13 protein-coding genes are annotated in these 25,670 nt (G+C 73.4%); 3 read left to right on the forward strand and 10 right to left on the reverse strand.

Annotated features, from left to right (window positions below):
* Window positions 1-119 precede the first annotated feature (119 nt).
* From ACFPZJ_RS20075 to ACFPZJ_RS20085, 3 genes are all read left to right on the forward strand, one after another.
* Window positions 120-2,930, forward strand: coding sequence for a helix-turn-helix transcriptional regulator (locus ACFPZJ_RS20075; protein WP_381023258.1), 2,811 nt, complete (start codon window positions 120-122; stop codon window positions 2,928-2,930).
* 253 nt (window positions 2,931-3,183) lie between these two features.
* The gene (locus ACFPZJ_RS20080; RefSeq protein WP_381023261.1) at window positions 3,184-3,975 is read left to right on the forward strand and encodes a S1 family peptidase; all 792 of its coding nucleotides are present in this window, start codon (window positions 3,184-3,186) and stop codon (window positions 3,973-3,975) included.
* A gap of 159 nt (window positions 3,976-4,134) precedes the next feature.
* Window positions 4,135-4,785 carry a LysE family translocator gene (locus tag ACFPZJ_RS20085; protein WP_381023264.1) on the forward strand — a complete coding sequence of 217 codons (651 nt, stop codon included), beginning with the start codon at window positions 4,135-4,137 and terminating at the stop codon, window positions 4,783-4,785.
* Window positions 4,786-4,822: 37 nt separating this feature from the next.
* On the opposite strand, the gene ACFPZJ_RS20090 is transcribed toward ACFPZJ_RS20085, so the two are convergent.
* From ACFPZJ_RS20090 to ACFPZJ_RS20135, 10 genes are all read right to left on the reverse strand, one after another.
* Window positions 4,823-5,938, reverse strand: coding sequence for a winged helix DNA-binding domain-containing protein (locus ACFPZJ_RS20090; RefSeq protein WP_381023267.1), 1,116 nt, complete (start codon window positions 5,936-5,938; stop codon window positions 4,823-4,825).
* Between the two features lie 146 nt (window positions 5,939-6,084).
* Window positions 6,085-7,383, reverse strand: coding sequence for an MFS transporter (locus tag ACFPZJ_RS20095; RefSeq protein ID WP_381023269.1), 1,299 nt, complete (start codon window positions 7,381-7,383; stop codon window positions 6,085-6,087).
* The gene (locus ACFPZJ_RS20100) at window positions 7,380-8,525 is read right to left on the reverse strand and encodes a PLP-dependent cysteine synthase family protein (protein ID WP_381023271.1); all 1,146 of its coding nucleotides are present in this window, start codon (window positions 8,523-8,525) and stop codon (window positions 7,380-7,382) included. Before ACFPZJ_RS20100 ends, ACFPZJ_RS20095 begins: the two co-directional genes overlap by 4 nt.
* Before the next feature lie 133 nt (window positions 8,526-8,658).
* On the reverse strand, window positions 8,659-9,078 hold the full coding sequence (locus ACFPZJ_RS20105) for a hypothetical protein (protein ID WP_381023274.1): 420 nt from the start codon (window positions 9,076-9,078) through the stop codon (window positions 8,659-8,661).
* A gap of 209 nt (window positions 9,079-9,287) precedes the next feature.
* Window positions 9,288-9,737, reverse strand: coding sequence for a hypothetical protein (locus tag ACFPZJ_RS20110; RefSeq protein ID WP_381023276.1), 450 nt, complete (start codon window positions 9,735-9,737; stop codon window positions 9,288-9,290).
* A gap of 394 nt (window positions 9,738-10,131) precedes the next feature.
* Window positions 10,132-10,914, reverse strand: coding sequence for a TSUP family transporter (locus ACFPZJ_RS20115; protein WP_381023278.1), 783 nt, complete (start codon window positions 10,912-10,914; stop codon window positions 10,132-10,134).
* A gap of 76 nt (window positions 10,915-10,990) precedes the next feature.
* A complete protein-coding gene (locus tag ACFPZJ_RS20120) occupies window positions 10,991-13,345 on the reverse strand; it encodes a penicillin acylase family protein (protein ID WP_381023281.1) in 2,355 nt (784 codons plus the stop codon).
* Window positions 13,332-14,630 (reverse strand): MFS transporter, encoded by a 1,299-nt coding sequence (locus ACFPZJ_RS20125; protein ID WP_381023283.1) that lies wholly within the window; start codon window positions 14,628-14,630, stop codon window positions 13,332-13,334. Before ACFPZJ_RS20125 ends, ACFPZJ_RS20120 begins: the two co-directional genes overlap by 14 nt.
* Window positions 14,627-18,856 carry an amino acid adenylation domain-containing protein gene (locus ACFPZJ_RS20130; protein WP_381023285.1) on the reverse strand — a complete coding sequence of 1,410 codons (4,230 nt, stop codon included), beginning with the start codon at window positions 18,854-18,856 and terminating at the stop codon, window positions 14,627-14,629. The genes ACFPZJ_RS20125 and ACFPZJ_RS20130 overlap by 4 nt, the downstream gene beginning before the upstream one ends.
* 40 nt (window positions 18,857-18,896) lie before the next feature.
* Complete coding sequence (locus ACFPZJ_RS20135) at window positions 18,897-25,664, reverse strand: amino acid adenylation domain-containing protein (RefSeq protein ID WP_381023288.1); 6,768 nt, start codon at window positions 25,662-25,664, stop codon at window positions 18,897-18,899.
* Window positions 25,665-25,670: the final 6 nt, after the last annotated feature.

The raw sequence follows: 25,670 nt of genomic DNA on the forward strand, positions 1-25,670 counted from the left end.
GGCACGCTTTGAATTTCGTCCTGTCTCACCCGCTGTTGTTTCTCTCACCACAGCGTCCGTCCGAAATTCAATGAGTCGTTGCCTAATATTGGCCAGGACACGACACACGGAGGGGAGCGGTGACCGTGCGACGGGACTTCCGGGAGCCTGCCAGGAACCGCCCCGAACTGGTCATCGGCCGGGAAGAACTGTTCACCACGGCGCGTGAGCAGCTCGGCCGAGGCGGCAGTGTGCTGCTGCACGGCCCTGCGGGAATTGGAAAGTCGACCGTCCTGCGGGCACTGGCCGGGGATGACGCCGGGACGGCCCGGACCGTCCTGCGCTGCTCGGCCACGGAGTCCGAATCCCATCTGCCGTTCCTGGCCCTCGCCGATCTGTTCGGCCTGGTCCTGGACGAGGTGTCCGGCAAGCTGCCGGCCGCCCAGCGCACCGCCCTGGAGTCGGCGCTCACCGGCCGCGGCGAGTCCACACTCCAGCGGGACGGGCTCGCGCTGCGCCTGGCCGTGCTGTCCGCGCTGCGCGCGCTGGCCGCCGACGGCCCCGTCCTGCTCGTCGCCGACGACCTGCAGTGGCTGGACTCGGCCAGCGCCGAGCTGCTCGGCTTCGCCGCCCGCCGGCTGGGCGACACCCCCGTCCAGCTGCTGTGCGCGGTGCGCACCGAGGACGAGGAGTACGACCGTCATCTGCGGGCCTGCCCACCGGACACCCTCGCCGTCCGTCTGGGCCCGCTCTCCCGCGCCCAGGTCTCCGCGCTGCTCGACCACCGCGGCTACACCAACCTGTCCCGCTCCACGGTCCGTGACATCCACCGCACGAGCGGCGGCAACCCGCTGTTCGCCCTGGAGCTGGGCCGCGCCCTGGCCGAGAGCCCCGCCCGGCCCCGGCCCGGTGACCCGCTGCCGGTGCCCACCTCGCTGCGGGCCCTGGTGCTCAATCGCTTGGAGATGCTGTCGGACGAGGCGCGCCGCACGCTGCTGGTGGCCAGCGCGGGCGCCCGCCCCACCGTGGCCCTGCTGCACGCGGCCGGGCGGGACAATGCCGAGGCCGAGACCGCCCAGGCCGCCGCGCTGGGGCTGCTGGCGACCGAGCCGGAGGGACCGGCCGTACGCTTCGCGCATCCGCTGATCTCGGCCGCGCTGTACGCGGAGGCCCCGGCGCAGGAGCGGCGCGCCGCGCACGCCGCGCTGTCCACGGCCGCCTCCGACCCGATCGAGCGGGCCCGGCACCTGGCCCTGGCGACCACCGGCACCGACCCGGAGGTGGCGGCCCGGCTCGCGGAGGCCGCCACGCTGGCCCGGGACCGCGGGGCGCCCTCGGTGGCCGCCTCGCTCGGGCTGCTCGCGGCCCGGCACACCCCGGCGGACAGCGCCCCGGGCCCCGACGAGCGGCGGCTGCTGGCCGCCGAGGACGCGATCACCGCGGGTGAGGTCGACCTCGCGCGGGACATCGCGCGGGACGTGCTGACCCGGGCCACGGTGCCCGCGGAGCGGGTGCGGGCCTGGATGGTCGTCATCGAGGCGGCCGGGCAGGCCCTGGGCGAGGTCGACGCCGTCTTCCCGCAGGTCCTGGCCGACGCGGGCGACGACCCGAAGCTGCTCGCCCTGGTCCACTACCAGCTGGCCTGGCGCGGCCTGGTCGTGGAGGGCGACTTCGCCGAGGCCCGGCAGGAGGCCGCCCACGCGGCGGAGCTGGCCGCGCGCGGCGAGGACCGGCGCACCGAGCTCATGGCGCTGTCCTTCCAGGCCTCCGTCGAGACCCTGATGGGCCACCCGGACGCCCCCGCCACCATCAAGCAGGCGTTGAAGGAACCCCAGGACCCGTACGTCGCCTGCCACCACAACGGGGCCGGCTCGGCCCGGTTCCGCTGGCTGATCATGAGCGACCGGCTGCCCGAGGCCCGGGCGACCATCACGGCGCTGCTGCGCGAGGCGCGGCGGCGCGGCATGGTCGAGAGCGAGGTGCACTACCTGCGTTTCCTCGCCGACACCGAGCTGCGCTCCGGGCACTGCGGCCGGGCCCTGGACCTGGCCCGCGAGAGCCTGCGCCTGGCCCGGGACTCCGGGATCGGCGAGGGCGCCTCGGCGATGCTCACCTCCCTCGCGGAGGCCTCGGCCGGGGACGTGGACCGGGCGCTGGTCCTCGCCCGGGAGGCGGCGGACCACGCCGAGGTGGACGGCGACCAGATGTACCTGTCGCGGGCGCTGGCCGCCCTCGGCTACGCCCAGCTGGTGGCCGGGGACCCGGCGGGCGCGGTCCGTTCGCTGCGTCGGGTGCGGGAGCTGGAGTACGGCCTGGGCATCACCGACCCGGCGCGCGGCCGCTGGCACGGCGACCTCGCCGAGGCCCTGGTGCGGATCGGAGAGCCGGGCGAGGCACAGGACGTCATCGACGTCGCACGGGTCCACGCGCTGCGGCTCGGCCGGGAGAGCGTGCTGGCCGTCCTCGACCGGGCCGAGGCGCTGGTCCGCGCGGCACGCGGCCAGCACGAGTCGGCCCTGGTCCAGTTGACGTCCGTTCAGGACCGGCTCGCCAAGCTCGGATACGGCCTGGAGGAGGCCCGGGCCGCGTTCGCGCTGGCCCGGCTGCGGGCCCGGCGGCCGGGGCCGGCCTCGTACGACGAGGCGGCGCGGCTGTTCAGGCGCTGCCGGGCGCTGCCGTGGCTGCGCCAGGTGGACCAGGCCGCCGCGGCCGGCCCGGCGGAACCGGCCGCCGTGCCCACGCCCACCCTCGACGCCCTGGAGGGTCTGGCCTCGATGGAGCGTCAGGTCGCGGCGCTGGTGATGGAGGGCGCCACCAACCGGGAGATCGCCGCGCGGCTGTTCATCAGCGTCAAGACCGTCGAGGCGACGCTCACCCGGGTCTACCGCAAGCTGGGGATCCGATCGCGGGTCGACATCGTCCGACTGGCGGCGGGGCGCCACGCGCAGTGACCCGGAGGCGGGTGCGCGGCGACGGGTCGGCGTGACCGGATAGGCCCCGGGTCCCGTGCGGGTTTACGAGGGCCGACCGAGGGTTATCCCTGCCCAACTCCCTTAGGGGCTTCCCTCATTGGGAGGCCGGTGTGCCCGGTTCTAGCGTAAGGGCGTGCCGCTCGCCCGGGCACCCGGGGGGTCCGATGGAGCCCCTCCGGTGCACCACCCCCCACCCGCGCGACCCCCCACCGGCAATCCGACGAGGAGACTCATGTTCGGGCTCACCCGTGCCAAGAAGGCCGCCGCCCTGGCCGCGGCGACCGCTGCCGCCGCCGTGACCGCGCTGCTCACCGCCCCCGCCGCCGGCGCCGCTCCCCAGCCCATCGTCGGCGGCACGACGACCACCGCCTCCGCGTACCCGTTCGTCATGCAGATCACGAACGCCTCGCAGTCGCAGTTCTGCGGCGGCACGCTGGTCTCTCCCACGAAGGTCGTCACCGCCGCGCACTGCATGGTCGGGCGGACCACGGGCAACACGATGGTCGTCGGCGGGCGTACCTACCGCAACGGCACCGACGGCACGGTCAGCAGAGTCAGCAAGATATGGATCCACCCGAACTACACGACCGCCACCAGAGGCGAGGACGTGGCCGTGCTGACGCTGTCGACGGCGATGCCGTACACCACGGCGAAGTACGTGTCGTCCTCGGACACCGGCGTGTACGCGGCCGGCACCACCGCCCGGATCCTCGGCTGGGGCACCACCTCCTCCGGTGGCAGCTCCTCCAACCAGCTGCGGACGGCGACCGTTCCGATCGTGTCCGACACCAGCTGCGCCGGCTCGTACGGCTCCTCCTTCGTGCGGAGCGAGATGGTGTGCGCCGGATACACCTCCGGCGGCGTGGACACCTGCCAGGGCGACAGCGGCGGTCCCCTGCTCATCGGGGGCGTCCTGGCAGGGATCACTTCCTGGGGCGAGGGCTGCGCGCAGGCCGGTTACCCGGGTGTCTACACCCGGCTGACGACCTTCTCGAGCCAGGTGAGCGCGCAGGTCAACTCGTAGCGACAAGGACTCCTGAGTATCCCTCAGGTGCAATGCCGGGGGGCGTTGCGGGCCTCCACGAGCGGCCCGCAACGCCCCCTCTCCATGTGCGCCGTCTGGTCCGGCTCCCGTCGCCGCTGTTTCAATGGGGCTCCGTGCGGCGGAGGAGGAGTGACGGGCATGGTGTCAGCGGACCGGTTCCTGGCCTTCGCCGCGATGTCGCTGCTGGTGATCGTGATTCCGGGTCCCAGCGTGCTGTTCGTCATCGGCCGGGCCCTCGCCCACGGCCGGCGCAGCGCCGTGGCGACCGCCCTGGGCAATGTCGTCGGCTCCTACCTGCTGGTCGTCGCGGTCGCGGTCGGGATCGGCTCGCTGGTCGAACGGTCGGTGACGGTGTACATGGCGGTGAAGCTGGCCGGGGCCGCGTATCTCGTCTTCCTGGGGGTGCAGGCGTTCCGGCACCGCAAGGAGCTCAAGGCGTCGCAGATCGGCACCCGCCCGGCCGGGACGGCGGCCCGCGGGGACCTGCGCACCGTCCTGGACGGTGTGCTGGTCGGTGTCACCAACCCCAAGGGCGTGGTGTTCTTCGCGGCCGTACTGCCCCAGTTCGTGGATCACACGGCGGGGCACGTGGTGCCGCAGATGCTGCTGCTGGGGCTGGTGCCGATCTGCATCGGCCTGGTCACCGACACCCTGTGGGGCCTGTGCGCGTCGGCGGCCCGCACCTGGTTCGCGCGATCCGACCGGCGTCTGTCGCTGATCGGCGGCGCGGGCGGGTGCACGATGATCGGGCTCGGGGTGACGGTCGCGGTGACGGGCCGGGCGGACTGAGGGCCCCGCACGGCTGTGGGGTGAGCGGTCGCGCGGCTCACCGCCGTACGGTGCCGAAGCGGATGTCGTACGACGACTCCGGGTGCAGCACGGTCAGCATCCGCTCCCCCTCGGCCAGCACGTCGTCCCGCTGCGCACGGGTGAGCCGCTCGAACGGCTCGATGACGAGCGCGTCCCGCTCCAGCCGCCAGACGCCGGCCAGGAAGCCGTCGACGAGGAGCGTGGAGTGCGCCGCGTTTCCCTGCCAGGTGCGGCCCCGGTGCTCGGGCGGGATGACGCGGGTGCGGTCGGCGTGGGAGAGCAGCAGGTTGTCGAACTCCGGCAGGAAGCGCGGCGGGGCCGGGGTGTCCGGGTCGGGACGGGGCGCGTCCGGGAGGTCGAACAGCTCGGCCCCGTCGGTGTCCCGGAAGGTGACCAGCCGTGGGCGCAGCCGCTCGAAGGCGTCGCGCAGCCGGGTCAGTCCGGCCCAGGTCTGCATGTCCTTGACGGAGGCCGGGCCGAAGGCGGCGAGGTAACGCAGCACCACCGTGTCCGGTTCGGGGGCGGGTTCGGCGGGACGGCCCAGCCAGTGCTCGGCGGTGGTGAGGGCGACCTGGCCGCTGCGGCCCCACAGTCCGCGCGGGGTGACCTGGACCAGGGGCAGCGTGCAGCGGGCGGCGACGGACAGGGCGAGCGGGTCGGCGTCGGGCCAGTGCCGCAGCAGGGCCTCGCGCAGCTGCTTCATGGTGCGCGGCCCGGCCTCGACGAGGTCGCGGGTGAGGGCGGCGAGCCGGTCGAGGTCGACGCCCTGTAGTCCCGTGCGGAAGGTTTTCAGTTCACGCTCCCGGGCGGGCTGCACCAGCGGTCGCAGGGTCAGGCAGTCGTCGGCGGTGTGGGTGTGGATCGTCGAGCGCAGGGTGACGATCCGGACGGCCGCGCGGTCTTCCATCAGCCGGGACAGCGCCTCGGGCGTGAAGCCGTCGAGGCGGGCGGCGAGCGCGTAGTACGGGGGCTTGACGTTCTGGGCCTGGAGGCCGACCAGATGCTCGACGGCGGCCTCGGCGGACATCGGCGAGCGGCGCAGGAGCAGTTGCCGGTCGAGGGTCGCCCGGTTGAGGGCGCGGGCGGCGAGCACCGGGGCCGTGGCCGTGTCGCTGCGCTTCGTCTTCGTCATGCCGTGCACGCTAACGCCGGTCGCGGACAGGTTCTGTCCGCTGCGCCAGTCGGACGTCGGCCCGCGGAAAACAACCCGCAGAAGTGCCGCGGGACAGGGACGAGCACCCGGACGGTGCCCGCCCCTTGGGTCCGTCGACCGGTGGGTCAGGGGGTGGCGGGCTGCCGTTCGGGGGCGGGAGCCCGTAGGCGGCCGGTGCCGTGCAGGGCGTACAGCGCGGTCGCGCACGCCAGGCCCAGTGCGGTCAGTGAGAGCCATGGCAGGGCCGGCATCCCCGCCTCGCGGGCCGCGTCGAGCGCGGCGCCGGTGAGCAGGTTGCCGAGCGTGATGCCGATGCCGCAAATGGTGTTGTACAGGCCGTAGTGGGTGGCGACGAGCCGGTCGCCGGCCAGGCGGACGATGGTGTCCATCTCGAAGGGGTAGGCGATCATCGTCCCCACGGCCAGGAGCAGTGCGGTGAGCGACGGGGGCACGGCGGCCAGCAGCCACAGACCGACGCCGCCCCGTGGCACGGGCACCGCCGTACCCAGCAGCAGTGGCACGAACGCCAGGCCCATCACCGCCAGTCCGCGCACGAGTGCCTGGCCGGGCTCGTAGCGGGCCTTGCACCAGGCGGTCACCCGGGTCTGGGCCAGGATGGTGCACAGCCCGGACACCGCGAAGAGCACCGCCACGGCGGCCGTGCCGAACTCGCCGTCGCCACCGAGCCGGCGCACCTCGAGCGGCAGGGACAGATAGACCTGGAAGGTCAGGACGTACGAGCCGGTCATGGCGCCGGAGAAGAGCAGGAAGGGCCGGTTGGCGAGGATGCCGCGCCACTGCGTGAGCACACGTTCACCGGCCCCGCCGGACTGTCCCTCGGTGTCCTCCTTCCGCCTGGCGGGCAGCGCACGGACCTGCACGACGGACAGCAGCGCGAAGATCCCGGCCGCCACCAGGCAGGTGACACGGAAGTCCAGCCCGGTCAGCACCATTCCGACGAGCGGTCCCAGCAGGATCCCGGCCTGGTAGAAGACGTTGAACAGTGCGAACGCCTCGACCCTGCGCTCCCCCGCGTCCGCCGCGAGGTAGGCCCGTACGGCCGGGTTGAACAGGGCACCGGCCAGTCCCGTCGCCGCCGACGCGGCGAGCAGCGCGGCCGGCGAGTCCACGAGTCCGAGTGCCGCGAAGCCGACGGTGCGCAGGACGCACCCGGCCACGATCAGCGGCTTGTACCCGAGGCGGTCGGCCAGGGTGCCGCCGACCAGGAACATGCCCTGCTGGCTGAAGTTGCGCACGCCCAGGACGAGCCCGACGACCCAGCCGGCCAGTCCGAGGGTGCCGGAGAGGTGCGCGGCCAGGTACGGCATCAGCATGTAGAAGCCGAGATTGATGGTGAACTGGTTCACCATCAGCATCTGGACGCTGCGCTCGTAGGAGCGCACCTGGGTGACCAGACTCCTCACCGGCCCTCCTCAGGGGCGTCGGACGCGGCGTTCGCGTCGTCGTCCGGGGTGGCGTCCTGCCGCGTGCCCTGGAGGGTGAGGGGGTCGACCACGCTGGTGCACCGGGTCCAGCGCGTGGCCTCCTTCTCGTCCAGGCGGCCGATCACGTCCGGTTCGGTGGCCGGCGGGGAGTCCAGCAGGCCGTGCGCGGCGCAGTAGTCGTCGTCGTACACCGTGCCCAGGTAGCGCTGCGGGCCGTCGGGGAAGATCGCCGCGATGCGGGCGTCAGCGGGCATCGTGCGGGCGAACCAGCCGGCCACCAGGGCGACCGCGCCCACGCTCCAGCCGCCGGTGGCGTAGTGGGAGGCGGCGAGCTGTCGGCAGGTCCACACCGCCTCGGCCGGGGCCACCCAGTGCACCTCGCTGAAGTTGTCGTACGCCACGTTGCGGGGGTAGATGCTGGAACCGAGGCCGCGCATCAGCCGGGGCCTGGCCGGCTGGCCGAAGATGGTGGAGCCGATCGTGTCGACTCCGACGACCGTCAGCTCGGGGTAGAGCTGACGCAGCACCCGGGAGACGCCCGCGGAGTGGCCGCCGGTGCCGACGCTGCACACGAGGACGTCGATGTGGCCCATCTCGGCGGCGAGTTCGAGGGCCAGCGGGGTGTAGGCGGCGACGTTGTCGGGGTTGTTGTACTGGTCGGGGCACCAGGAGCCGGGGTGCCGCTCCAGCAGCCGCTTCACGCGCTCGCGGCGGGCCTGCTGCCAGCCGCCCGTGGGGTGCGGCTCGGAGACGACGGTGACCTGGGCGCCGTACGCGCTCAGCAGCCGGGTCATGGACGACTCCATTCCCGGGTCGGTGACCAGGGTGACCGGGTGGCCGTACACCATGCCGGCCAGCGCGAGTCCCAGGCCGAGGGTGCCGCTGGTGGACTCGATGATGCGTCCACCCGGCCTGAGATCGCCCCGGGCCCGGGCCCGCTCGACCATGTGGAGCCCCGGGCGGTCCTTGATGCCGCCGGGGTTGAAGCCCTCGAGTTTGGCCCAGAAGCCGCGCCCTGCAGGGGCCAGCGGTTCCGACACGCGCAGCAGCGGCGTGTTTCCGACCAGTCCGGGCAGGGCGGACCGGCCGGCGGGGCGGGCGGTCTTCGTCGGTGACTGCATGTTTTCGCTCTCGCTCGATGAATCACGGTGGAGGGCTCATCACGCGCGCCGCGGCGACCGGCACGGATCATCCGTTCCGTGCCCGGTGTCGACGGAGCGCGGCAGCCTGCGACGCCGGCTGCGGGCGCGAGCTCTAGATCCGCCAGCGGGACGTCACGACGAGCGCCGCCCGTCCGGTGCGTGGTCTGCGACCTCCACGCTTGGCGCGGAAGGCGAGCGGAGGTCCGAGGAGGGCGGCACCGGCAGCCGCTGCCGCCGGGGCGTTCGCGTCGGCGACCGGCTGCTCCGGCCCCTGGGCCGCCACCCGGACGACCGCGTCCGACGCGCACTGGTGAGCGCCGTGCGGGGCGTGCGGGGCCTGCGGTTCCGTGCCGCCCGGAGCCGCCTGGGCGGTCGGGACGGCCGCGGGTACGGGCCCGCGGGTCTCCTCGGCGGCTGCACCGTGTGCCGCGGCGCACAGGACGAGCATCAGCAGCAGGGCACCCTGGACGAGGGTGCCGAGCCGGCGCGACGAGGGAGCGCCGTGCGGGACGCTCCGGACGGGCGACGGCATGGGGGACCGGACATGCGACGGCATGGGGGACCGGACATGCGACGGCATGGGGGAAGGGCGCGGCACAGCTCCTCCGTCCGGCCGCGTCGCCTCCGGTCAGCGCGGGAGGGATGCGGCGGGCGTGGGTGGTGGGGGCCGTCCTGCTGCCCGTCCCGGGGAGGGCGCGGCTGTGGAACGGCGTAGGGGAAGGAGGGAGGACGCTGTGGTTGCTAGACCTGCTGGACGACCGACGCCTTCATCGCCACCGCCGACGCCCCACGCAGGCCGGCGCCCGTCAGGCCTGGCCCGACCTGGGAGCGGACGGAGGTGACCGGTCCGCCGACCGACGGGGCGCAGTCGGGAGTCACGCCCGTCGCTCCCTGCTGCGGCTGCCCGGTGAGGCAGTGTTCGGCGGGGTGCGGTGAACCGTGGCCGTCACGGTGCCCGTCCGTCACCACGACGGGCTCGGGCATGTGCTCGTCGTGGATTGCGGTGCCCGTCTCGGTCCTGTCCGCCAGGACGGCTGCCGCACCGGTCGACAGGTGTCCCTCGATGCCCTCGGCGTGCGGCCCGTGGGCGAAGAGGATGCCGAACACCAGCACGGCGAGGGCCAGCACACGCGGCAGTCCCGCGCAGACGCGGGCCCGCGCGGTGTGCCGGGGCGACCAGGCCGTAATCATGCCGTGATACTAACGGCTCGGCGCCACGGAACCCCAACTCCCCCGGAACGTCGAGCCCATCGAGCCACGACATGGCCGGTTCGGGTCGGCGATGTCCCGATCGCCTGCGTAACGCCCGCCGCTCGGCGGCGAGTTGGCCGCGGATGCCTGGAGCGCGCCCTTGCCGGCCGGTGCGGCCTCGGCGCCCGGCCGATGCGGCTCGGCACGCCCGGCCTGTGCCATCTCAGCACGACGGCATACGCATCCCAGCGCCCGGCCTGCCATCTCAGCACACGGCATGCGCCAGCTCAGCGCCCGGCCTGCCATCTCAGCCCCCAGCCTGTGCTGCTCCAGCGCCCGGCCGGTGCGGCTCAGCGCCCGGCCGGTGCGGCCACAGCGCACGGCCTGTGCCATCTCAGCCCCCGGCCTGTGCCGCGTAGAGCGCGCCGAGGGCGGCGGCGAGCGTGCCCAGCAGGAGGCGGAGCAGCCGTTCGGACAGGCGGGGTTGAAGCCGGGCACCCAGGTAACCGCCCGTCAGCCCGCCCAGTCCACAGGCCAGCCCGAGGAGCCAGTCGGGGGCGATGTCGTCGCCCGCGGAGAGGGACAGCAGTCCATAGGTGGCGGCGCCGACCAGTGAGGTGAGGAAGGTGGAGGCGAGGGCGGCCGGGGCGACTTGGTCGACGGGCGCTCCCCGGCCGACCAGGACGGGCCCGAGGACGGAGCCGCCGCCGATCCCGTAGATGCCGCCGATCGTCCCGACCACCACCGCCAGCGCGGTGACCGTACGCGGTGACAAACCGTCCGCCGCGCGCCCGGTGGTGGGGCGGAGCGTGCGGACGACGAGCCACAGGCCGAGCGGCAGCAGCAGCGCGGCCACCAGGAGCCGGAAGACGGCCTGCCCGGGGACGGCGAAGACACGGATCACCGCGCCGAGGACGACCCCGGGCAGGGTGCCGGCGAGCAGGAGGCGGGTCAGCGGACCGTGGAGGGCGCCGTCGCGGCGGTAGCGCAGCAGGGCGCCGGGCCCGGCCACCACGTTGTACAGCAGATTCGTGGGGGTGACGGCCGGACTGGGCACGCCGAGGACGCTCAACTGGACCGGCAGCAGGAACACCGCGCCGGAGACTCCCACGGGCGCGGTGACGGCCGCGATCAGCAGTCCCGCGGCGAACCCGAACGTCACCGTCGACCAGTCCACCGCTGCCCCTCCCGGCCGTCGGCCCCGTCTCCGTCCCGGTCCGGCGGCGCCGTTCCCCGGCACGGCCGTCCGCTGATCATGACAGAGCGCGCAGGCGGAGCACGTGCGGCGTGCTGCCCGGGGAGGGCAGGAGGTCCACGCGGTGGTGCCGCCCCTCGGTGTGGGCCGGGGTCTGGTCGTCGTAGTGCGGCGAGACCGGGTTGCCCGAGGCGCCGTGGCGCAGGACGTCCCACAACTCGGGGCCCACCGGGGACAGTTCGGCCACGAACCGCCAGGGTGCTCCGTCGACCACCGCTCCCGTCGGCGCGGACGAGGTCAGGCCGACCGTGTGGGAGCTGCCGCCGACCGGCGTCGACGACGCGCCGAAGAGCGGGGCGAGGGCGGGGACGGCCCTGCCGAGCGGGTGCTGGTCGGTCGTCCGGTGCACCCGGTCGTACCGCCACAGCGTCGGGTCCTCGCCCAGTTCCCCGGCGATGCGCCGGGCCGTCTCGGTCAGCGCGCGGCTCACCACGGTCGGCAGGTCCTCCTGGTCGCCGAGTGCCGCCCTGGCCTCCGGGGTGAGCACCAGATGGTCGACCTGGAGTGCCGCGTCCGGCATGGCGGCGGCCAGTTCCTCCCCCAGCCGGCTGCCGATCCAGTGCTCCGTGAGGACCTGCGTGAGCCGGAAGAACACCAAGGGCGCCGCCAGGTGGCCGTGGTCGTGCCCGTCCCACTCCCGCAGCAGGCGACGGCAGGTGACGGCGAGCGGTGTTTGCGGGGGCTGTTCGTCCAGTGCGTCGAGCAGGGCGGGCAGCACACGGCGGGCCCGCCCGTCCAGGACGTCGGACTGCCAGCGGGCACACGCCGCGGCGGTGACGGTCTCCTCGGTGGTGATCAGCTCCTCGATCCGCTCCGCCCGGTACGGCGCCAGCCAGTCCACCCCCAGGTCGAGCGGGGCGTCGGCGGGCAGCAGCCGGTGGTTGGCGGAGACGATGTACCCCTCGGGCGGGTCGACCGCCTCCGGCAGGTCGTCGAAGGCGAGGAACTCCTGCCAGGAGCGGGCGACCACGGCGTGTTCCGCCGGCGGTCGCCCGCTGCTGCCCGGCTCCCGGGCGGGCACGTTTCCCGCCGTCTTCAGGGCGATGGTGCCGTCCTGGCACGCGACCACCACGTTGAGCACCGGCACCCCGAACGTCCGCAGGGCGTCCCGGAACCCGGAGTAGTCACGCGCACGCCACATCCGCTGGCAGGCCTCGATCTCGGCGGAGGGCACCAGCCCGCTCCAGAACAGGCCGTAGCGGCCGTCGCCGTCCGAGCCGGGCGGGTCCAGTTCGACGTGGCGGGCGCCGCCCGCCGCCCGCACCCGGACGGGCTCCGCGCCGCGCACGGTGATCACGCTCTCCTCGCTCCATGCCTCGTCCGGGTCCGCGGCCGGCAGCGTGCACAGGTCCTGGGTGTCCACGGTGGAGTTGGTGATGCCCCAGGCCAGATGACGGTTGGCGCCGGCGATCAGCCCCGGCAGACCGGGGACGGTGACCCCGTAGCCGCTCGCGCCGTCCGCCGTCTCCTCGCCGGCCGGCCGGTCGTCCAGCCGCAGGCCCATCTGGTACCACAGGCTGGGCTGGGTGAGGACGATGTGCGGATCGTTGGCCAGCAGCGGATGCCCGGACGCGGTGCGGGAGCCGGAGACGGCCCACGCGTTGGAGCCCAGTGGATGCTCGCCGCCCAGCAGCGCGTCGAGCCAGTCCCGCGAGGCCCGTGGCAGACCGGCCGCGGAGGGGAGGTCGGCCCCGGCGGGTGTCGTCCCCCGCGGGGCCGCGGAGACGGTGCGGACGGTGACCGCCCCGTCGACGGGGTACTTGGGCGTGGTGAAGGCCCGGGCGTGCTCGGGGTGTTCCCGGGCGAGCCTGGCGCGGAACGCCTCACTGGCGAGGTTCCGGCCGAGGTCGAAGCCGAGGTGCTTGACGATGGCGACGGAGTCCCGCGGCGTCCAGGGTTCGGGCCCGTAGCGCAGCAGCAGGAACTCCACCGGGAGCCCGCCACGCCGCCGCATTCGCCGTACGGCCGCGTCGACCCCGTCGCCGAACGCCACCAGGTTGGCCCGGTGACGGGCGGAGAGGAGCGCCTCGGAGGCGCGGGCGATCCGGTCGATGCCCAGCTTCCGCGCCCGCACGTCCTCGTCGACCACGGCCGCGCCGAAGATCTCGGCCAGCCGCCCCCGGGCGCGGCGGCGCAGCACGTCCATCTGCCAGAGCCGGTCGGTCGCCTGGGCGTAGCCGACGGCGAAGTAGAGGTCGTGTTCCTCGGCGGCCGAGACGAACGGGACACCGCGATCGTCGCGGCGGATCTCGGCGCCGTCGACCAAGCCGGGCAGCCGGAGCAGGCCGCTGCCGCGCTGGACGCGCAGGCTGGGCAGCGCCAGCAGTCGCAGCGCCCGCTCACGCCACTTCATCGGCGTGCTCCTCCTTCGGCCGCTGCGCGGAGCGCTCGTGCGCGGGACCGGCCAGGCCGGGGATCCGCCGGCCGACGAGCAGATAGATGACCACGCTGGCCAGCGCGAACGAGCCGACGCCGAGGAACATGGTCGTGCCGCCGTAGCCCGCGAGCAGCAGGCCACCGGTGTAGGGGCCGATGAACACGCCGAGTTGGGCGAAGGTCTGCGCACCGAAGTAGGAACCTCGGCGGTCCTCCGGAGCGATCCGGTCGATGATGGCGAACTCCGCCGGGTAGATGAGGATCTCGCCGAGCGAGAACACCACCATCGCGGCCACGAAGTGCCAGATGCTCTCCGCGAACGCGAAACCGGCCATGCCGAGGACGGTCAGCAGACCGCCGACGACGATGGACGTCACGGGGTTGCGCCGCTCCATGAACCGGGAGACGAACAACTGCAGGACCACCACGGTCACCGCGTTGGTGGTCAGCACATAGCCCAGGATCGCGGTGCCGTCGGCGAAACCGCCGGAGAGATGCTGCGCCAGCAGCGACGAGACCCGGCCGTGCACGGCCTCCAGCAGCAGTCCGGCGAGGATGAGGAACAGCAGACGCGAGTCGGTCGCCACGACCCGCGCGCTCTCCGCGAGCCCTTTGAGCACGCTGCCGAAGAGCTGGGTCTCCCCCTCGCCGGTGGCCGCCCGGCCGGGTTCGCCGGCCGACGCGGACGACGGCGGGGTCAGCAGCAGGACCGCTGCCAGGCCGAGCAGGTAGACGCCGTAGCCGAGCGCGCCGACGAGGAACGCCGTCCGGTCGCCGGCCAGACCGACCGCCGCGCCGACGACCGGCCCGACGGCGTAGCCCATGTTGGTGGTCATGTACTGGTACGAGAACCACTTCACCCGTCGGCCCGGCGGAAGCAGGTCGCTCAGCAGCGCCTTGCCCACGGGTCCGAAGGAACTGCTGCTCAGGGCCATGGTCGCGTTGAAGACGAAGACCGCGAGGACGCCGTGGCTGAAGTAGAGGCCCACGAACGAGCCGATCACGCCGAGGAGGGAGACCAGCAGCAGCCGGGTCCGGCCGAGGAGGTCGGAGAGCGAGCCGCCGACGAACCCGGCGAAGATCGAGAAGAACACCGACGAGCCGATGATGAAGCCGATCATGCCCGGCTGGAGCCCGAGTTCCCTGCGGAGGAACACGGCCAGGAAGGGCACGGTGACCGAGTTGGCGAGGCTCATGATGCCGGTGCCGGCGATCAGCACCCGGGCGAGCACCGGCGGGGACGCGGTGGTGGTGTCGGTCATCGCGCTGTCGCGCCCTTCCCTGTGTCGGAGCGGCCCGGGTGGGGGCTGCCGGAGCCGCCCGGCACGTCTTGCTCGGTGAGGAATCGCCGGACGAGGCCGGCCAGTTGCCTGGCGTGCGGGTTGCGCAGCATGCCCTCGTGGTCGGCGTCGACGGCTTCGGTGCGCAGGGTGCCGGGCAGGTACCGGGCCCATCCCGCGGAGCTTTCGGCGCGTGCCGGGTCGCCGCCGGCCGCGGCCCGGACGAAGAGGGCGGGGTGGGCGGCCGCCCGCGGTTCGGGCCAGGTCAGGTCGCACATCCGCCGGAAGGTGTCGAACGCCGTCTCCAGGCCGCCTGAGAAGAACTTCACGGCGTCCGGGCCGATGACGTCCTCCACGCGTCGCAGCAGCGAGGTGGTGGACGCCGTACCAAGCAGTTCTCCCAGGTCGGTGTCGCGGTGCCGGGCGAGGTCGGGGAAGAGCCCGCCGAGGGTGGTGAGGAACACCACGAGCTGCCGGTCGTACCCGACGCGGAGCTCCTTCTCCAGGGCGCCGGGGTCCAGCGCGTCGAGCAGGACCAGGCCGGCGACGGGGACGCCGCGTGCAGCGAGTTCCTCGGCGACGTGGAAGCCGAGGGCGCCGCCGTAGGAGTGGCCGAGGAGGTGCAGGGGGCCGCCCTCCACGGTGGCGGCGATGATCCGCGCGCACTCCTCGGCCAGGGCCGCCGCGGTCGCCTCCAAGTCGTCGAAGGCCCGTACGAGCTGGGAGGTGGCGAGCGCGTAGAAGGAGCGGTCCGGGAAGTGGGAGGAGAGCTGGGCGAAGGATTCGCCCAGTCCGAGCACTCCGGGCAGGGCGAACACCGGAAGTGCTCCCGCCGGGTTCTGACGGAGCCGGAACAGGGCGGGATGGTCCGCGCCGGGGTGTCCCGGCGTCCGGGTGGCGGGCGCAGCAGGGCGGCCGGCCCGCTCCAGCGGTGCCGTCCTGGCGTCGGCTCCCGCGCTGAGGTGGGTGAGCAGCCGCCCGAACTCGTCCGCCATGCCGGCGATCGTGTCACGGCGGAACAGGCCGGTGTTGTAGCTCCAGCGGAACCGCAGGCCGCCGGCTTCCTCGGCCGCCTCCAGCATCAGTTCGGCCTGCGCCCCGGGGTCGGGGGCGCGCACCGGGCTGACGTCGAGGCCGTCCAGGCCGAGGACGGCCGCCTCGTTGTTCTGCAGCGCGAGCATGATCTGGAAGAGCGGTGCGTGGTGCGGGCTGTGCGGCGGGTTCAGCCGCTTGGCCAGCAGGGCGAGCGGGACGTGCTGGCGCTCCAGGTCCCGCGTGGTCTGTTCGCGCACCCGGGCCAGCAGGTCGCGGAAGGTGGCGGCGCCCTCCAGCCGGGTGCGCAGCACGAGCGTGTTGACGAACATGCCGATCACGTCGTCAAGTTCGGCCCTCGACCGGTTCGCCACCGGGCTGCCGACCACGATGTCGTCGCTGCCGGAGCGGCGGGCCAGCAGGACGGAGAACACCGCCTGGAGCAGCGTGAACAGGGTGACGTTCTCCTCGCGGCAGGTGCGCCGCACCGCTTCCGCGGCCGGGCCGCCCAGCCGGGTGGTGACGGTGTCCGCGTCGTAGGTCATGCGGGCCGGCCGGGGGAAGTCGAGCGGTAGCCGGTGCACGGCGGGCAGTTGGGCCAGGCGCTCCTCCCAGTACGCGAAATCCTCGTCCGCCTCCGGCCCGTCGAGCCACCGCTGGAGGCTGTACGCGTGGTCCGCGTACGTGTACGGGAGCGGTGTGAGGGGGATCGGGGCGTCCTTCGGGGCGTGCCGAAAGTGGGCGTACAGGGCCTTCAGTTCACGGCTGAGCACGGCGACGGACCAGCCGTCCGCGGCGATGTGGTGCGTGGTGACCAGGAGAGCGTGGTGTGCGGGGGCCACGCGCACGAGGCGGACCCGCAGCATGGGGTCGTCGCCCAGGTCGAACGGTCGCGTGGACTCCTGTTCCGCGAGCCGGTCGACGGCCCGCCGCCAGTCCTCCCCCGGCGTCCGCGGCAGTTCCTCGGCGTGGATGGGGAACGGCGCCGGCGGCCGGATGACCTGCACGACCTCGCCGTCCTCCACCCGCAGCACGGTGCGCAGCGGAGCGTGCCGCTCGACGACGGCCGTGAAGGCCCGCTCCAGCGCCTCGACGTCCGGCTCGCCCCGGAGCAGCAGCGTGGTGTGCAGATGGTAGGCGGGGCTGTCCGGTTCCAGTTGGGAGAGGAAGTACAGCCGCCGCTGGGCGTCCGTGACCGGCTGGTGCGCGGCCTCGGGGGCCTTGACGAGGCGGGCGGCCGGGCCGCCGCCGCGTGCCGGTGTGCCGAGCCGCTCCCGGACGACGGCCGCCAGGGTGCGTGCGGTGGGGGCGCGGAGGAACTCCCGCAGCGGCACCTCCACGTCGAAGGCGGAGCGCACCCCGGCCAGCAGCCGGGTGGCCAGCAGCGAGTGGCCGCCCAGCTCGAAGAAGTCGGCGGTGGGGTCCGCCTCGTCGAGGCGGAGCAGGCCGGTGACGATCTGGAGGACGCGGTCCTCCACGGCGTCGGCCGGCTCCTGCCGGTGACCTCCCCCGTGCAGGGGGAGGGTGGAGGCGGGGGTGGGTTCGGGGAGGGCGTTGCGGTCGGTCTTGCCGTTCTGGGTGAGCGGCATCCGGTGCAGGCCCACGAAGACGCGCGGGATCATGTAGGCGGGGAGCGTCGGGGCGAGCGCCTCGTGCAGGGACCGCGCGGACAGGCTCGCCGACCCGGCCGGGACGACGTACGCCACCAGGCTGTTGCCCCGTCCTGGCAGGTCGCGGGCGACCACCGCGGCCTCCGCGAGGCAGGGCAGGGCGCGCAACGCCTGCTCCACCTCACCGAGTTCGATGCGGAAGCCGCGGATCTTGACCTGGTCGTCCTTGCGGCCGTGATACGCGTAGTCACCGGAGGGGGTGAGCCGGGCCAGGTCGCCCGAGCGGTAGCCGCGCCCGCCGCCGTCCGGCAGGTCGACGAAGCGGTCCCGGTTGAGCTGCGGGCGCTTGAGGTAGCCGAGGCTGACGCCCGGCCCGGTCACCACGATCTCGCCGATCGCGCCCTGCGGTACGGCGGCCAGTGAGTCGTCCAGCAGCAGGAAGCCGGTGCCGGTGACGGGGCGGCCGATCAGTGACTCGTCGTGGCCGAGTTGGGCCCGCGTCACGCGGTGGAAGGACGACAGCACCGTGGTCTCGGTGATGCCGTAGCCGTTGACCAGGCGGGGAGCGTCGTCGCCGTACTTGGCGAACCATGGCGCCAGGTCGGAGAAGTACAGGGTCTCCCCGCCGAAGACCACCCAGCGCAGCGGCAGCCGGTCGGCGTGGCGGGTGTCCTCCGCGACGAGGTGGTGGAAGGCGGTGGGGGTCTGGCAGAGGACCGTGATCCGTTCGTCGCGCAGCAGCCGGCGGAACGCCGCCGGGTCCTTCGCCGTGTGCGCCGGTACGACGACGACCCGGCCGCCGTGCAGGAGGGCGCCCCACATCTCCCACACGGAGAAGTCGAACGCGAAGGAGTGGAACAGCGTCCACGCGTCGTCCGGGCCGAAGTCGTACACCTCCTCGCTCGCCGCGAGGAGGCTCAGCAGGTTGCCGTGCGAGACCTGCACGCCCTTCGGCCGGCCCGTCGTCCCCGACGTGAAGATGATGTACGCACGGGTGTCCCGGCCGACCGCCGCGGGTTCGCTGTCGCCGGCGGCCGGCAGCGGTTCGTCCACGCACACCACCGGCACGCCGTCAGGCACCCGCCCGGCCAGCGCCCTGGTCGTGATCACCGCGGCCGGCTCGGCGTCCTCGGCGATCAGCGCCAGGCGCGCGGTCGGCGCCTGCGGATCCAGCGGCACGTACGACGAACCCGTCCGCACCACCGCCAGCGCCGCCGCGACCATCCACGCCGAACGTTCCAGCAGCACCCCCACCGGGCGCGCCGGGTCCGCAGCCAGCGAAGCCAGCGCGGCCGCCAGACGTCCGGCGGTCTCGTCGAGCCGGCGGTAGGTCCACCTCCGCTCCCCGTCCTGTACGGCGACCCGCTCCGGGAACGCCGTCACCACCGACGCGAACGCCTCGGCCAGACCGCTCGCCCGGTTCAGGGCGGAGTCGGGCCGGGTGGTGCCGGCCGGGGCGGCCGGTGCCGGGGCAGGGGCGCGGGGCGCCGGTGGGGGCTGCGGGGCGGGTGACGGGGCGCGCTGGGCCACTCGTCGGCGCAGCCGTTCCGCACGGTCCTTCTTCATCGATGCATCCTTCGCTTCCTGGCGTCGCGCGTTCGGCCGGTCAGAGGGTGAGCAGCAGCGCCGGCAGCAGTCCCCGGTCCTCCACCCGGTCGAGGAACGCCGGCCAGTGGGGGGAGTCGGCCACCGTGGCCGCCTGGGCCGTGTCGGAGAAGTCGAGCCTGTCGCCACTGAGTTCCGCCCAGATCCGGGCGAGCCGGGCGTGCTCCTGCGCGGTGGCCAGCGCGACCGACCCCAGGCTGCGGTCCGGCTCCTCCAGGAAGACGTCGAGGACCCGGGCCACGGCATCGACGAGCCGTTCCACGGTGGCGGCGGTGAACAGGCTGGAGTCGTACTGGACGTCGAGCTGCAGCCGGTCCCCCTCCAGGAAGCGGAACAGCAGGTCGAACAGGCTGGTCCGCGGGGGCACCTGCTCCAAAATGGCGGTCAGTCCGGGCAGTTCGCCCAGCCGCATCGGGAAGTTGTCGACGGTGACGATCACCTGGACCAGCGGCGGCAGGCCGGGCAGGCGGGGTGTCCGGGTCGTCCTGACGATCTCCTGGAACGGCGTCAACTGGTGCTCCAGCGCGCTCAGCGCGCTCGCCGTGACGGACTGCAGGAGGTCGGTGGCGCTGTGGTCGAGGTCCACCTGGTAGCGGCAGGGCAGGGTGTTGGCGAAGAAGCCGAGCAGGTGCTCGGTGCCGGGCACGGCGCGACCGGCGACGCCGGTGCCGAGCACCACGTCGGACTGCTGGGCGAACCGGGCCATGACGACCGCGGTCGCCGCCTGGACGAGCATGAAGAGGGTGGTCCGCCGGGCCCGGGTGAATTCGGCGAGTCGACGGGTGGCGTCCTCGTCCCACGTCCGGGTGACGTAGCCGGGGGCCCGGGAGCGGTCCTCGGTGCGCTCGTGGTCGGTGACCAGGGCCAGTTCGCCCGAGTAGCCGTCCAGGTAGGAGCTCCAGAAGTCCCGCTCCTGGCTTGCGGAGGACTCCAGGTACCGCTGCTGCCAGACGGCGTAGTCGCCGTACTGGACGGTGAGTTCGGGCAGCCGCGGGGAGCGCTGCTCCCGGTGGGCCAGGTAGGCCTCGGTGATCTCCCGGACGGCGACGTCGATCGACCAGCCGTCGGAGACCACGTGGTGGCTGCTCCACTGAAGGATGTGCTCGGTGGCGGAGAAGGAGTACAGCCGTATCACCGCCAGCGGCCCGTGCTCCAGGTCGTAGCGGTGCTCGGCGGCACGCCGCCGGACGTAGGCCTTCCTCGCCCCGGCGTCCGCGCCGACGTCGGCGGTCACCTCCTCCACCTCCAGCCGGACCCGGGCCTCGGGGGCCGGGACCTGGTAGGGGACCCCGTCCCGGACGCCGAAGCGCACGGAGAGGGTCTCGTGGCGGTCCACGAGGGTGTCCACCGCGTGCCGCAGGGCTTCCACGTCGACGCGGCCGGTCAGGTGCAGGAGGGTGACGCCCTCGTAGGAGCGGTCGTCGGGGTCGACCTGGTTGAGGAACCACAGACTGGCCTGGTTGCCGGCGAGCGGCAGTTCCACCGTTCCCTCGGGCCGCCGGGGGATGCTGACGGCGGCGAGGGAGGCGGGCCGGTCCGCGCCGGCGCTCTGCTCGAACAGGGCCGCCAGCGCGCGGGGCGTCGGGTTCTCGAAGATCGTGCGCAGCGGGAAGTCCACACCGAACCGGTCGCGCAGCCGGGCCATCACCTGGGTGGCGTGCAGCGAGTGTCCGCCGAGGTCGAAGAAGTCGGTGGTCGCGCCGGGGCGCCGGTCCAGCCGCAGCACGGACGCCCAGATGTCGATCACCGCGGCCTCGGTGGGCGTGGCGGGTTCGTCCGGCGCCTGCGCCGGCGGGGTGACCAGGGTGTCGACGTCCCAGGCGGCGAGCGCCTTGGCGTCGACCTTCCCGTTGGTGTTGCGGGGGAGTTCGTCGAGGCGGACCAGGAAGTCCGGGACGGCGTAGCGGGGCAGCACCCTGGCCAGCCGGTCGCGGACGTCGGCCGGGGCCACGTCGAGGCGGAGCACCGGTGCGTCCTGGGCCGGCGGGGCGCCTTCGGCGGCGCCCTCGGCCACCTTCGGCACGTAGAAGGCGACGAGCTGTTTGCCGCGGCCCTCGTCGAAGACGCGGGCGACGACCGCGCTCTCCTGGAGGTCGTCGAGACCCGCGAGGGCAGCCTCGATCTCGCCGAGTTCGACGCGCTGCCCGCGGATCTTCAGCTGGCTGTCGATCCGGCCGAGGAACTCGTAGCCGCCGTCGGCGAGTTGGCGGCCCCGGTCGCCGGTGCGGTACGCCACGGCCCGCGGGTCGCCGGCCAGTGGGTCGGGCACGAACGCCTGGGCGGTGCGCTCGGGGTCGTTGAGGTAGCCGGCGCCGACGACCAGTCCGCCCACGTACAGCTCGCCCGGGGTGCCGACGGGCACCGGTTCCCGGTTGCCGTCCAGGACGTAGACGGCGCAGTTGCGGATGGGCCGGCCGAGCTGCACCGAGGCCACCTGTTCGTCGACGTCCTCGACGACCTCGTAGTGCGTGACGTCGTCGGAGATCTCCGTGGCGCCCCACATGTTGAGGAAGCGCACCTCGGGCAGCAGTCGCCGGAAGGTGTTGACGGTCCGGGGCGCCAGGGCCTCACCGGCGCAGACGACCCAGCGCAGCGCGAGACCGGGGAAGGCGTCCACGCCGTAGTAGGTGAGCTCCGCGTTGATCACGCTGAGGACGGACGGGGAGACCTCCAGCACGGTGACGCCGTCGTCGGCGAGGGCGCGCAGCAGCCGGGGCGGGTCCTGGCTGACGGCGTCCGGGTAGATCACCGTGGTGCCGCCGACACCGAGCGGCGCCAGCATCTGCCACACCGAGATGTCGAAGGTGGCGGCGGCGTCCTGCGAGACCAGGTCGTCGGCGCCGATGCGGAGTGCGGCGACCTTGGCCTCGATGTGGTTGAGCATGCCGTCGTGCCGGATCAGCGCGCCCTTGGGCTCACCGGTGGAGCCGGAGGTGAAGGTGACGTAGGCGCTGTCCCGGCCGGACGGGACCGGGCCGGTGTACGGCCGGCACCCGGCGGCCTCGGCGAGCACCTGCCGCAGGTCGAGCACGGGCACGGGGGCGGCCTCGCCCGCCGCCTCGGCGGCCGCCTCGGTCAGGATCCCGGTGAAGGTCTCACCGCTGAGCAGCAGGGTGGCCTCGCTGGTGCGGAGCATGCTGGCCACGCGCGGGACGGGGCCCCGGGGCAGGGGCAGGTACACGGCGCCGACGCGCATGACGGCCAGCGCGGCGGTGAGGAAGTCGAGGTCGCGGCCGGCCCCGAGCCCGATCACCGTGCCGGGGCCCGCGCCGAGTTCGACCAGCCGGGTGGCCAGTCCTGCGACCCGCTCGGCCAAGGTCCGGTAGTCGAGGGTGTCTTCGCCGCAGACGGCCGCGGTCCTGTCCGCGTGCGCGGCGACGGCCCGCTCGAACACCTGGAACCAGCCGTCCGCCGACAACGGTCGCGGGGTGGGGTCACCGAAGCCGGCCACCAGTTCCCGCCACTGCTCCTCGCCCAGCAGTTCGCGCCGGGTCGGCACACGGTGCACCCCGGCCGCGATGCTCTCCAGCGCGCTGCGGTACAGCTGCGCGATCCGCCGCAGTTGCTGCTCGGAGACCCGCTTCATGTTCCCTTCGAGGTCCAGGGCGAGCAGTCCGCTGAAGGGGTCCCGGTTGAACTCGGCGCGGAGCGTGTAGTTGGTGTGGATGTACGCCTTGGCGTCCAGGACTTCCAGGTCGGTGCTCGCCGCGAGCCGCTGGTAGGCGTGGAAGTGGGTGTAGTTGAAGCTGATGTCGGTCAGCTCCCGGATGCCGGTCAGCCGCTGGATCTCCGCCAGGGGGTAGCGCCGCATCGGCAGCAGCGCGGTCTCCTTCTCCAGGGCCGCGCGGATCAGGTCGCTCCAGCGGACGTCACCGCCGCGCAGCCGGTACGGGACCATGTTGAGGTGCAGGCCGAGGACCTCGGTGCCGCCCTCGCCCTCGGAGCGGCCGTTGGACATGACGGACAGGACGACGTCGTCCCGCCCGGTCAGTGTGGCGACGACACGGGCGTGGGCGGCGATCAGGACGTGCCGGACCGTGACGTCGCAGGACCGGGCCACCTGGTCGAGGGCGTCGGAGAGGTCCGGGTCGATGTCGACGCTGAGGAAGCCCATCGTTCCCTCGTGGACGTCGAAGGAGCCGCTGACCGTCTGCGGCAGGAGCGTGGGCTCCGCGCCCGCCAGTTCGGCGGCCCAGAACGCGCGGACGTCGGGGTCGCGCAGCGTCCGCTGCTCCAGGGCGATGAAGTCGGCGTAGCGGCGCGCCGTGCGGGGAGCGGGTTCCTTCTCCTCGCCGTTCTTGATGGCCCAGTAGTCGCTGAGGATCTCCGTCATCAGTGAGGCTTCGCTCCATCCGTCGAGGAGGGAGTCGTGGAAGCTCATGGAGAACAGGAACTCCCGTTCGCCCAGGACATGGGTGTGGAACCGGGACAGCGGCGGGTTCGCCCAGTCGTAGGGGACGCGTTCCTCACGGGCGTGCCACGCCTGGAGCTCCGTCTCCTGCTCGGCGGCGGGGAGGTGCGTCAGGTCGGTGACGGTCAGCCGGACGGTGGCCGTGCGGTGCACCAGTTGCAGGGGCTCGGAGCAGCCGGTGAGGTCGAAGGAGGTGCGGAGGATGTCGTGGCGGTCCACGGCCCGGGCGATGGCGCGTTCCAGGGCGGTGTGGTCGTAGGCGTCCTGGAGCCGGAACGAGAACACGTCGCAGTACATGTTGACGTCGGCCAGGTAGGCGCTGTGGAAGAGGAGACCGGCCTGGAGGGTGCCGACGGGGTAGGCGTCCTCGATGCCGGCGGTGGCCGAGAGCCGCTCCCGGTCCTCGGGGGTGAGCAGGCTGAACGGCGCGACGGGCTCCTCGCCGGCCGGTGTCCGCTCGGCGACGGCGGCCAGGGCCTTGGGCGTCTGCAGGGCGTAGATGTCGGCGAGTTCCACGGACATGCCGTGCTGTTCGGCGTCGGCGCGCAGTTTGAGCGCCAGGATGGAGTCGCCGCCCACGCTGAAGAAGGAGTCGTTCTCGGTCACGCCCTGAACGCCGAGCACGTCCTCGTAGAGCGCGACGAGGGCCTGGACGGTGGCCTCCGCGCCGGCTTCCGGAGCGCCGTCGGCGGGGAGGGCCGGCGGGGCGCTCTCCCTGAGGCTGCCGGACACGGTCGGCGCGGGCAGACGTGCCTGGTCGATCTTGCCGTTGAGGTTGACGGGAAGGGCGTCGACCGGGACCACGAAGGCGGGGATCATGTAGTGCGGCAGGCGTTGCCGGAGGTGGGCGAAGAGCTGGTCGGCGTCGAGACCGTCCTCCCGGACGATGTAGGCGACGATCCGGGGCGTGCTGTCCGCGGTGGAGGCACGGGGCCGGCCGCCGCCCCGGACGAGGTCCCGGATGTGGGTGATCTCGGAGGACACGAACCGTTCCTTCACCACCGGGCTCGATGGAGCCTTCGGTGCGGTGACGACGACGGCGGCCTGGCGGACACCGGGAACGTCGGTCAACGCGGAGCGGATCTCGCCGAGTTCGATGCGGAAGCCGCGGATCTTGACCTGGTCGTCCTTGCGGCCCTGGTACTCGTACTCGCCGGTGGGGGTCAGCCGGGCCAGGTCGCCGGAGCGGTAACCGCGCCCGCGGCCGCCGGGCAGGTCGACGAACCGCTCCCGGTTCAGTTCCGGGCGGTTGAGGTAGCCGAGGCTCACGCCCGGGCCCGTCACCACGATCTCGCCGGTCTGCCCGTCCGGCACCTCGGACAGATCGTCGTCCACCAGCAGGAAACCGAGCCCCGGCAGGGGGCGGCCGATCAGCGAGGCACTCGCCCGGAGGTCCTCGCGGCGCACCCGGCGGAAGGAGGCGTGCACGGTCGTCTCGGTGATGCCGTACATGTTCACCAGGCGGGGGGTGTCGTCCCCGTACTTCCCCATCCACACCCGCAGGTCGGAGAAGTACAGCGCCTCCCCGGCGAAGATGACCCAGCGCAGCGGCAGCAGATCGGCGAAGCGGGCGTCCTCCGCCCACAACTGCTGGAAGGCGGTGGGGGTCTGGCTCAGCACGGTGACCCGCTCGTCGCGGAGCAGCCGCCGGAACGCCGCCGGGTCCTTGGCCGTGCGGGCCGGGACGACGACGAGGCGGCTTCCGTGCAGCAGGGCGCCCCACATCTCCCAGACGGAGACGTCGAAGGCGAAGGAGTGGAAGAGCGTCCACACGTCCTCGGGCCCGAAGTCGTACTCCTTCTGGCCGGCGGCGAGGAGACTCAGCACGTTGCCGTGGGAGACCTGCACGCCCTTCGGCCGGCCCGTGGTGCCGGAGGTGAAGATGATGTAGGCGCGGGTGTCCCGGTCGACGGCGACACGGGGCTCCTCCGCGTCGGCCGCCGGGAGCGGATCGTCCACCAGGACGGCGGTGACGCCGTCGGGCACCCGCCCGGCGAGCGCCCTGGAGGTGATCACCACCGCGGGCTCCGCGTCGTCGACGATCAGCTGCAGACGGGCGGGCGGCGTCTCGGGATCCAGCGGGACGTAGCAGGAGCCGGTGCGCACCACGGCGAGCGCCGCCGCCACCATCCACGCCGACCGCTCCAGCAGAATGCCCACCGGGCGCCCCGGTTCCGACGTCGCCGCCCGCACCGCCGCCGCCAACCGCGCGGCCGTCTCGTCCAGTCGGCGGTACGTCCAGCTCCGCTCGGCGTCGTTCACCGCGACCCGTTCCGGGTACGCCGCCACCGCCGCCGCGAACGCCTCCCCCAGACCGGCGGAAGACAGAGTGGTGCCCTGGGTCTCGTTCCACTGCATGGCAAA

It is taken from the genome of Streptomyces bullii, assembly GCF_042657145.1.
Taxonomy (GTDB): domain Bacteria; phylum Actinomycetota; class Actinomycetes; order Streptomycetales; family Streptomycetaceae; genus Streptomyces; species Streptomyces bullii.

Excerpts from the sequence above, each read along its gene's own strand:
- ACFPZJ_RS20125 (WP_381023283.1), bottom strand. The coding sequence starts at position 14,630 with ATGACCGACACCACCACCGCGTCCCCGCCGGTGCTCGCCCGGGTGCTG.
- ACFPZJ_RS20110 (WP_381023276.1), bottom strand. The coding sequence starts at position 9,737 with ATGATTACGGCCTGGTCGCCCCGGCACACCGCGCGGGCCCGCGTCTGC.
- ACFPZJ_RS20120 (WP_381023281.1), bottom strand. The coding sequence starts at position 13,345 with ATGAAGTGGCGTGAGCGGGCGCTGCGACTGCTGGCGCTGCCCAGCCTG.
- ACFPZJ_RS20090 (WP_381023267.1), bottom strand. The coding sequence starts at position 5,938 with ATGACGAAGACGAAGCGCAGCGACACGGCCACGGCCCCGGTGCTCGCC.
- ACFPZJ_RS20105 (WP_381023274.1), bottom strand. The coding sequence starts at position 9,078 with ATGCCGTCGCCCGTCCGGAGCGTCCCGCACGGCGCTCCCTCGTCGCGC.
- ACFPZJ_RS20135 (WP_381023288.1), bottom strand. The coding sequence starts at position 25,664 with ATGCAGTGGAACGAGACCCAGGGCACCACTCTGTCTTCCGCCGGTCTG.
- ACFPZJ_RS20080 (WP_381023261.1), top strand. The coding sequence starts at position 3,184 with ATGTTCGGGCTCACCCGTGCCAAGAAGGCCGCCGCCCTGGCCGCGGCG.
- ACFPZJ_RS20130 (WP_381023285.1), bottom strand. The coding sequence starts at position 18,856 with ATGAAGAAGGACCGTGCGGAACGGCTGCGCCGACGAGTGGCCCAGCGC.
- ACFPZJ_RS20100 (WP_381023271.1), bottom strand. The coding sequence starts at position 8,525 with ATGCAGTCACCGACGAAGACCGCCCGCCCCGCCGGCCGGTCCGCCCTG.
- ACFPZJ_RS20085 (WP_381023264.1), top strand. The coding sequence starts at position 4,135 with ATGGTGTCAGCGGACCGGTTCCTGGCCTTCGCCGCGATGTCGCTGCTG.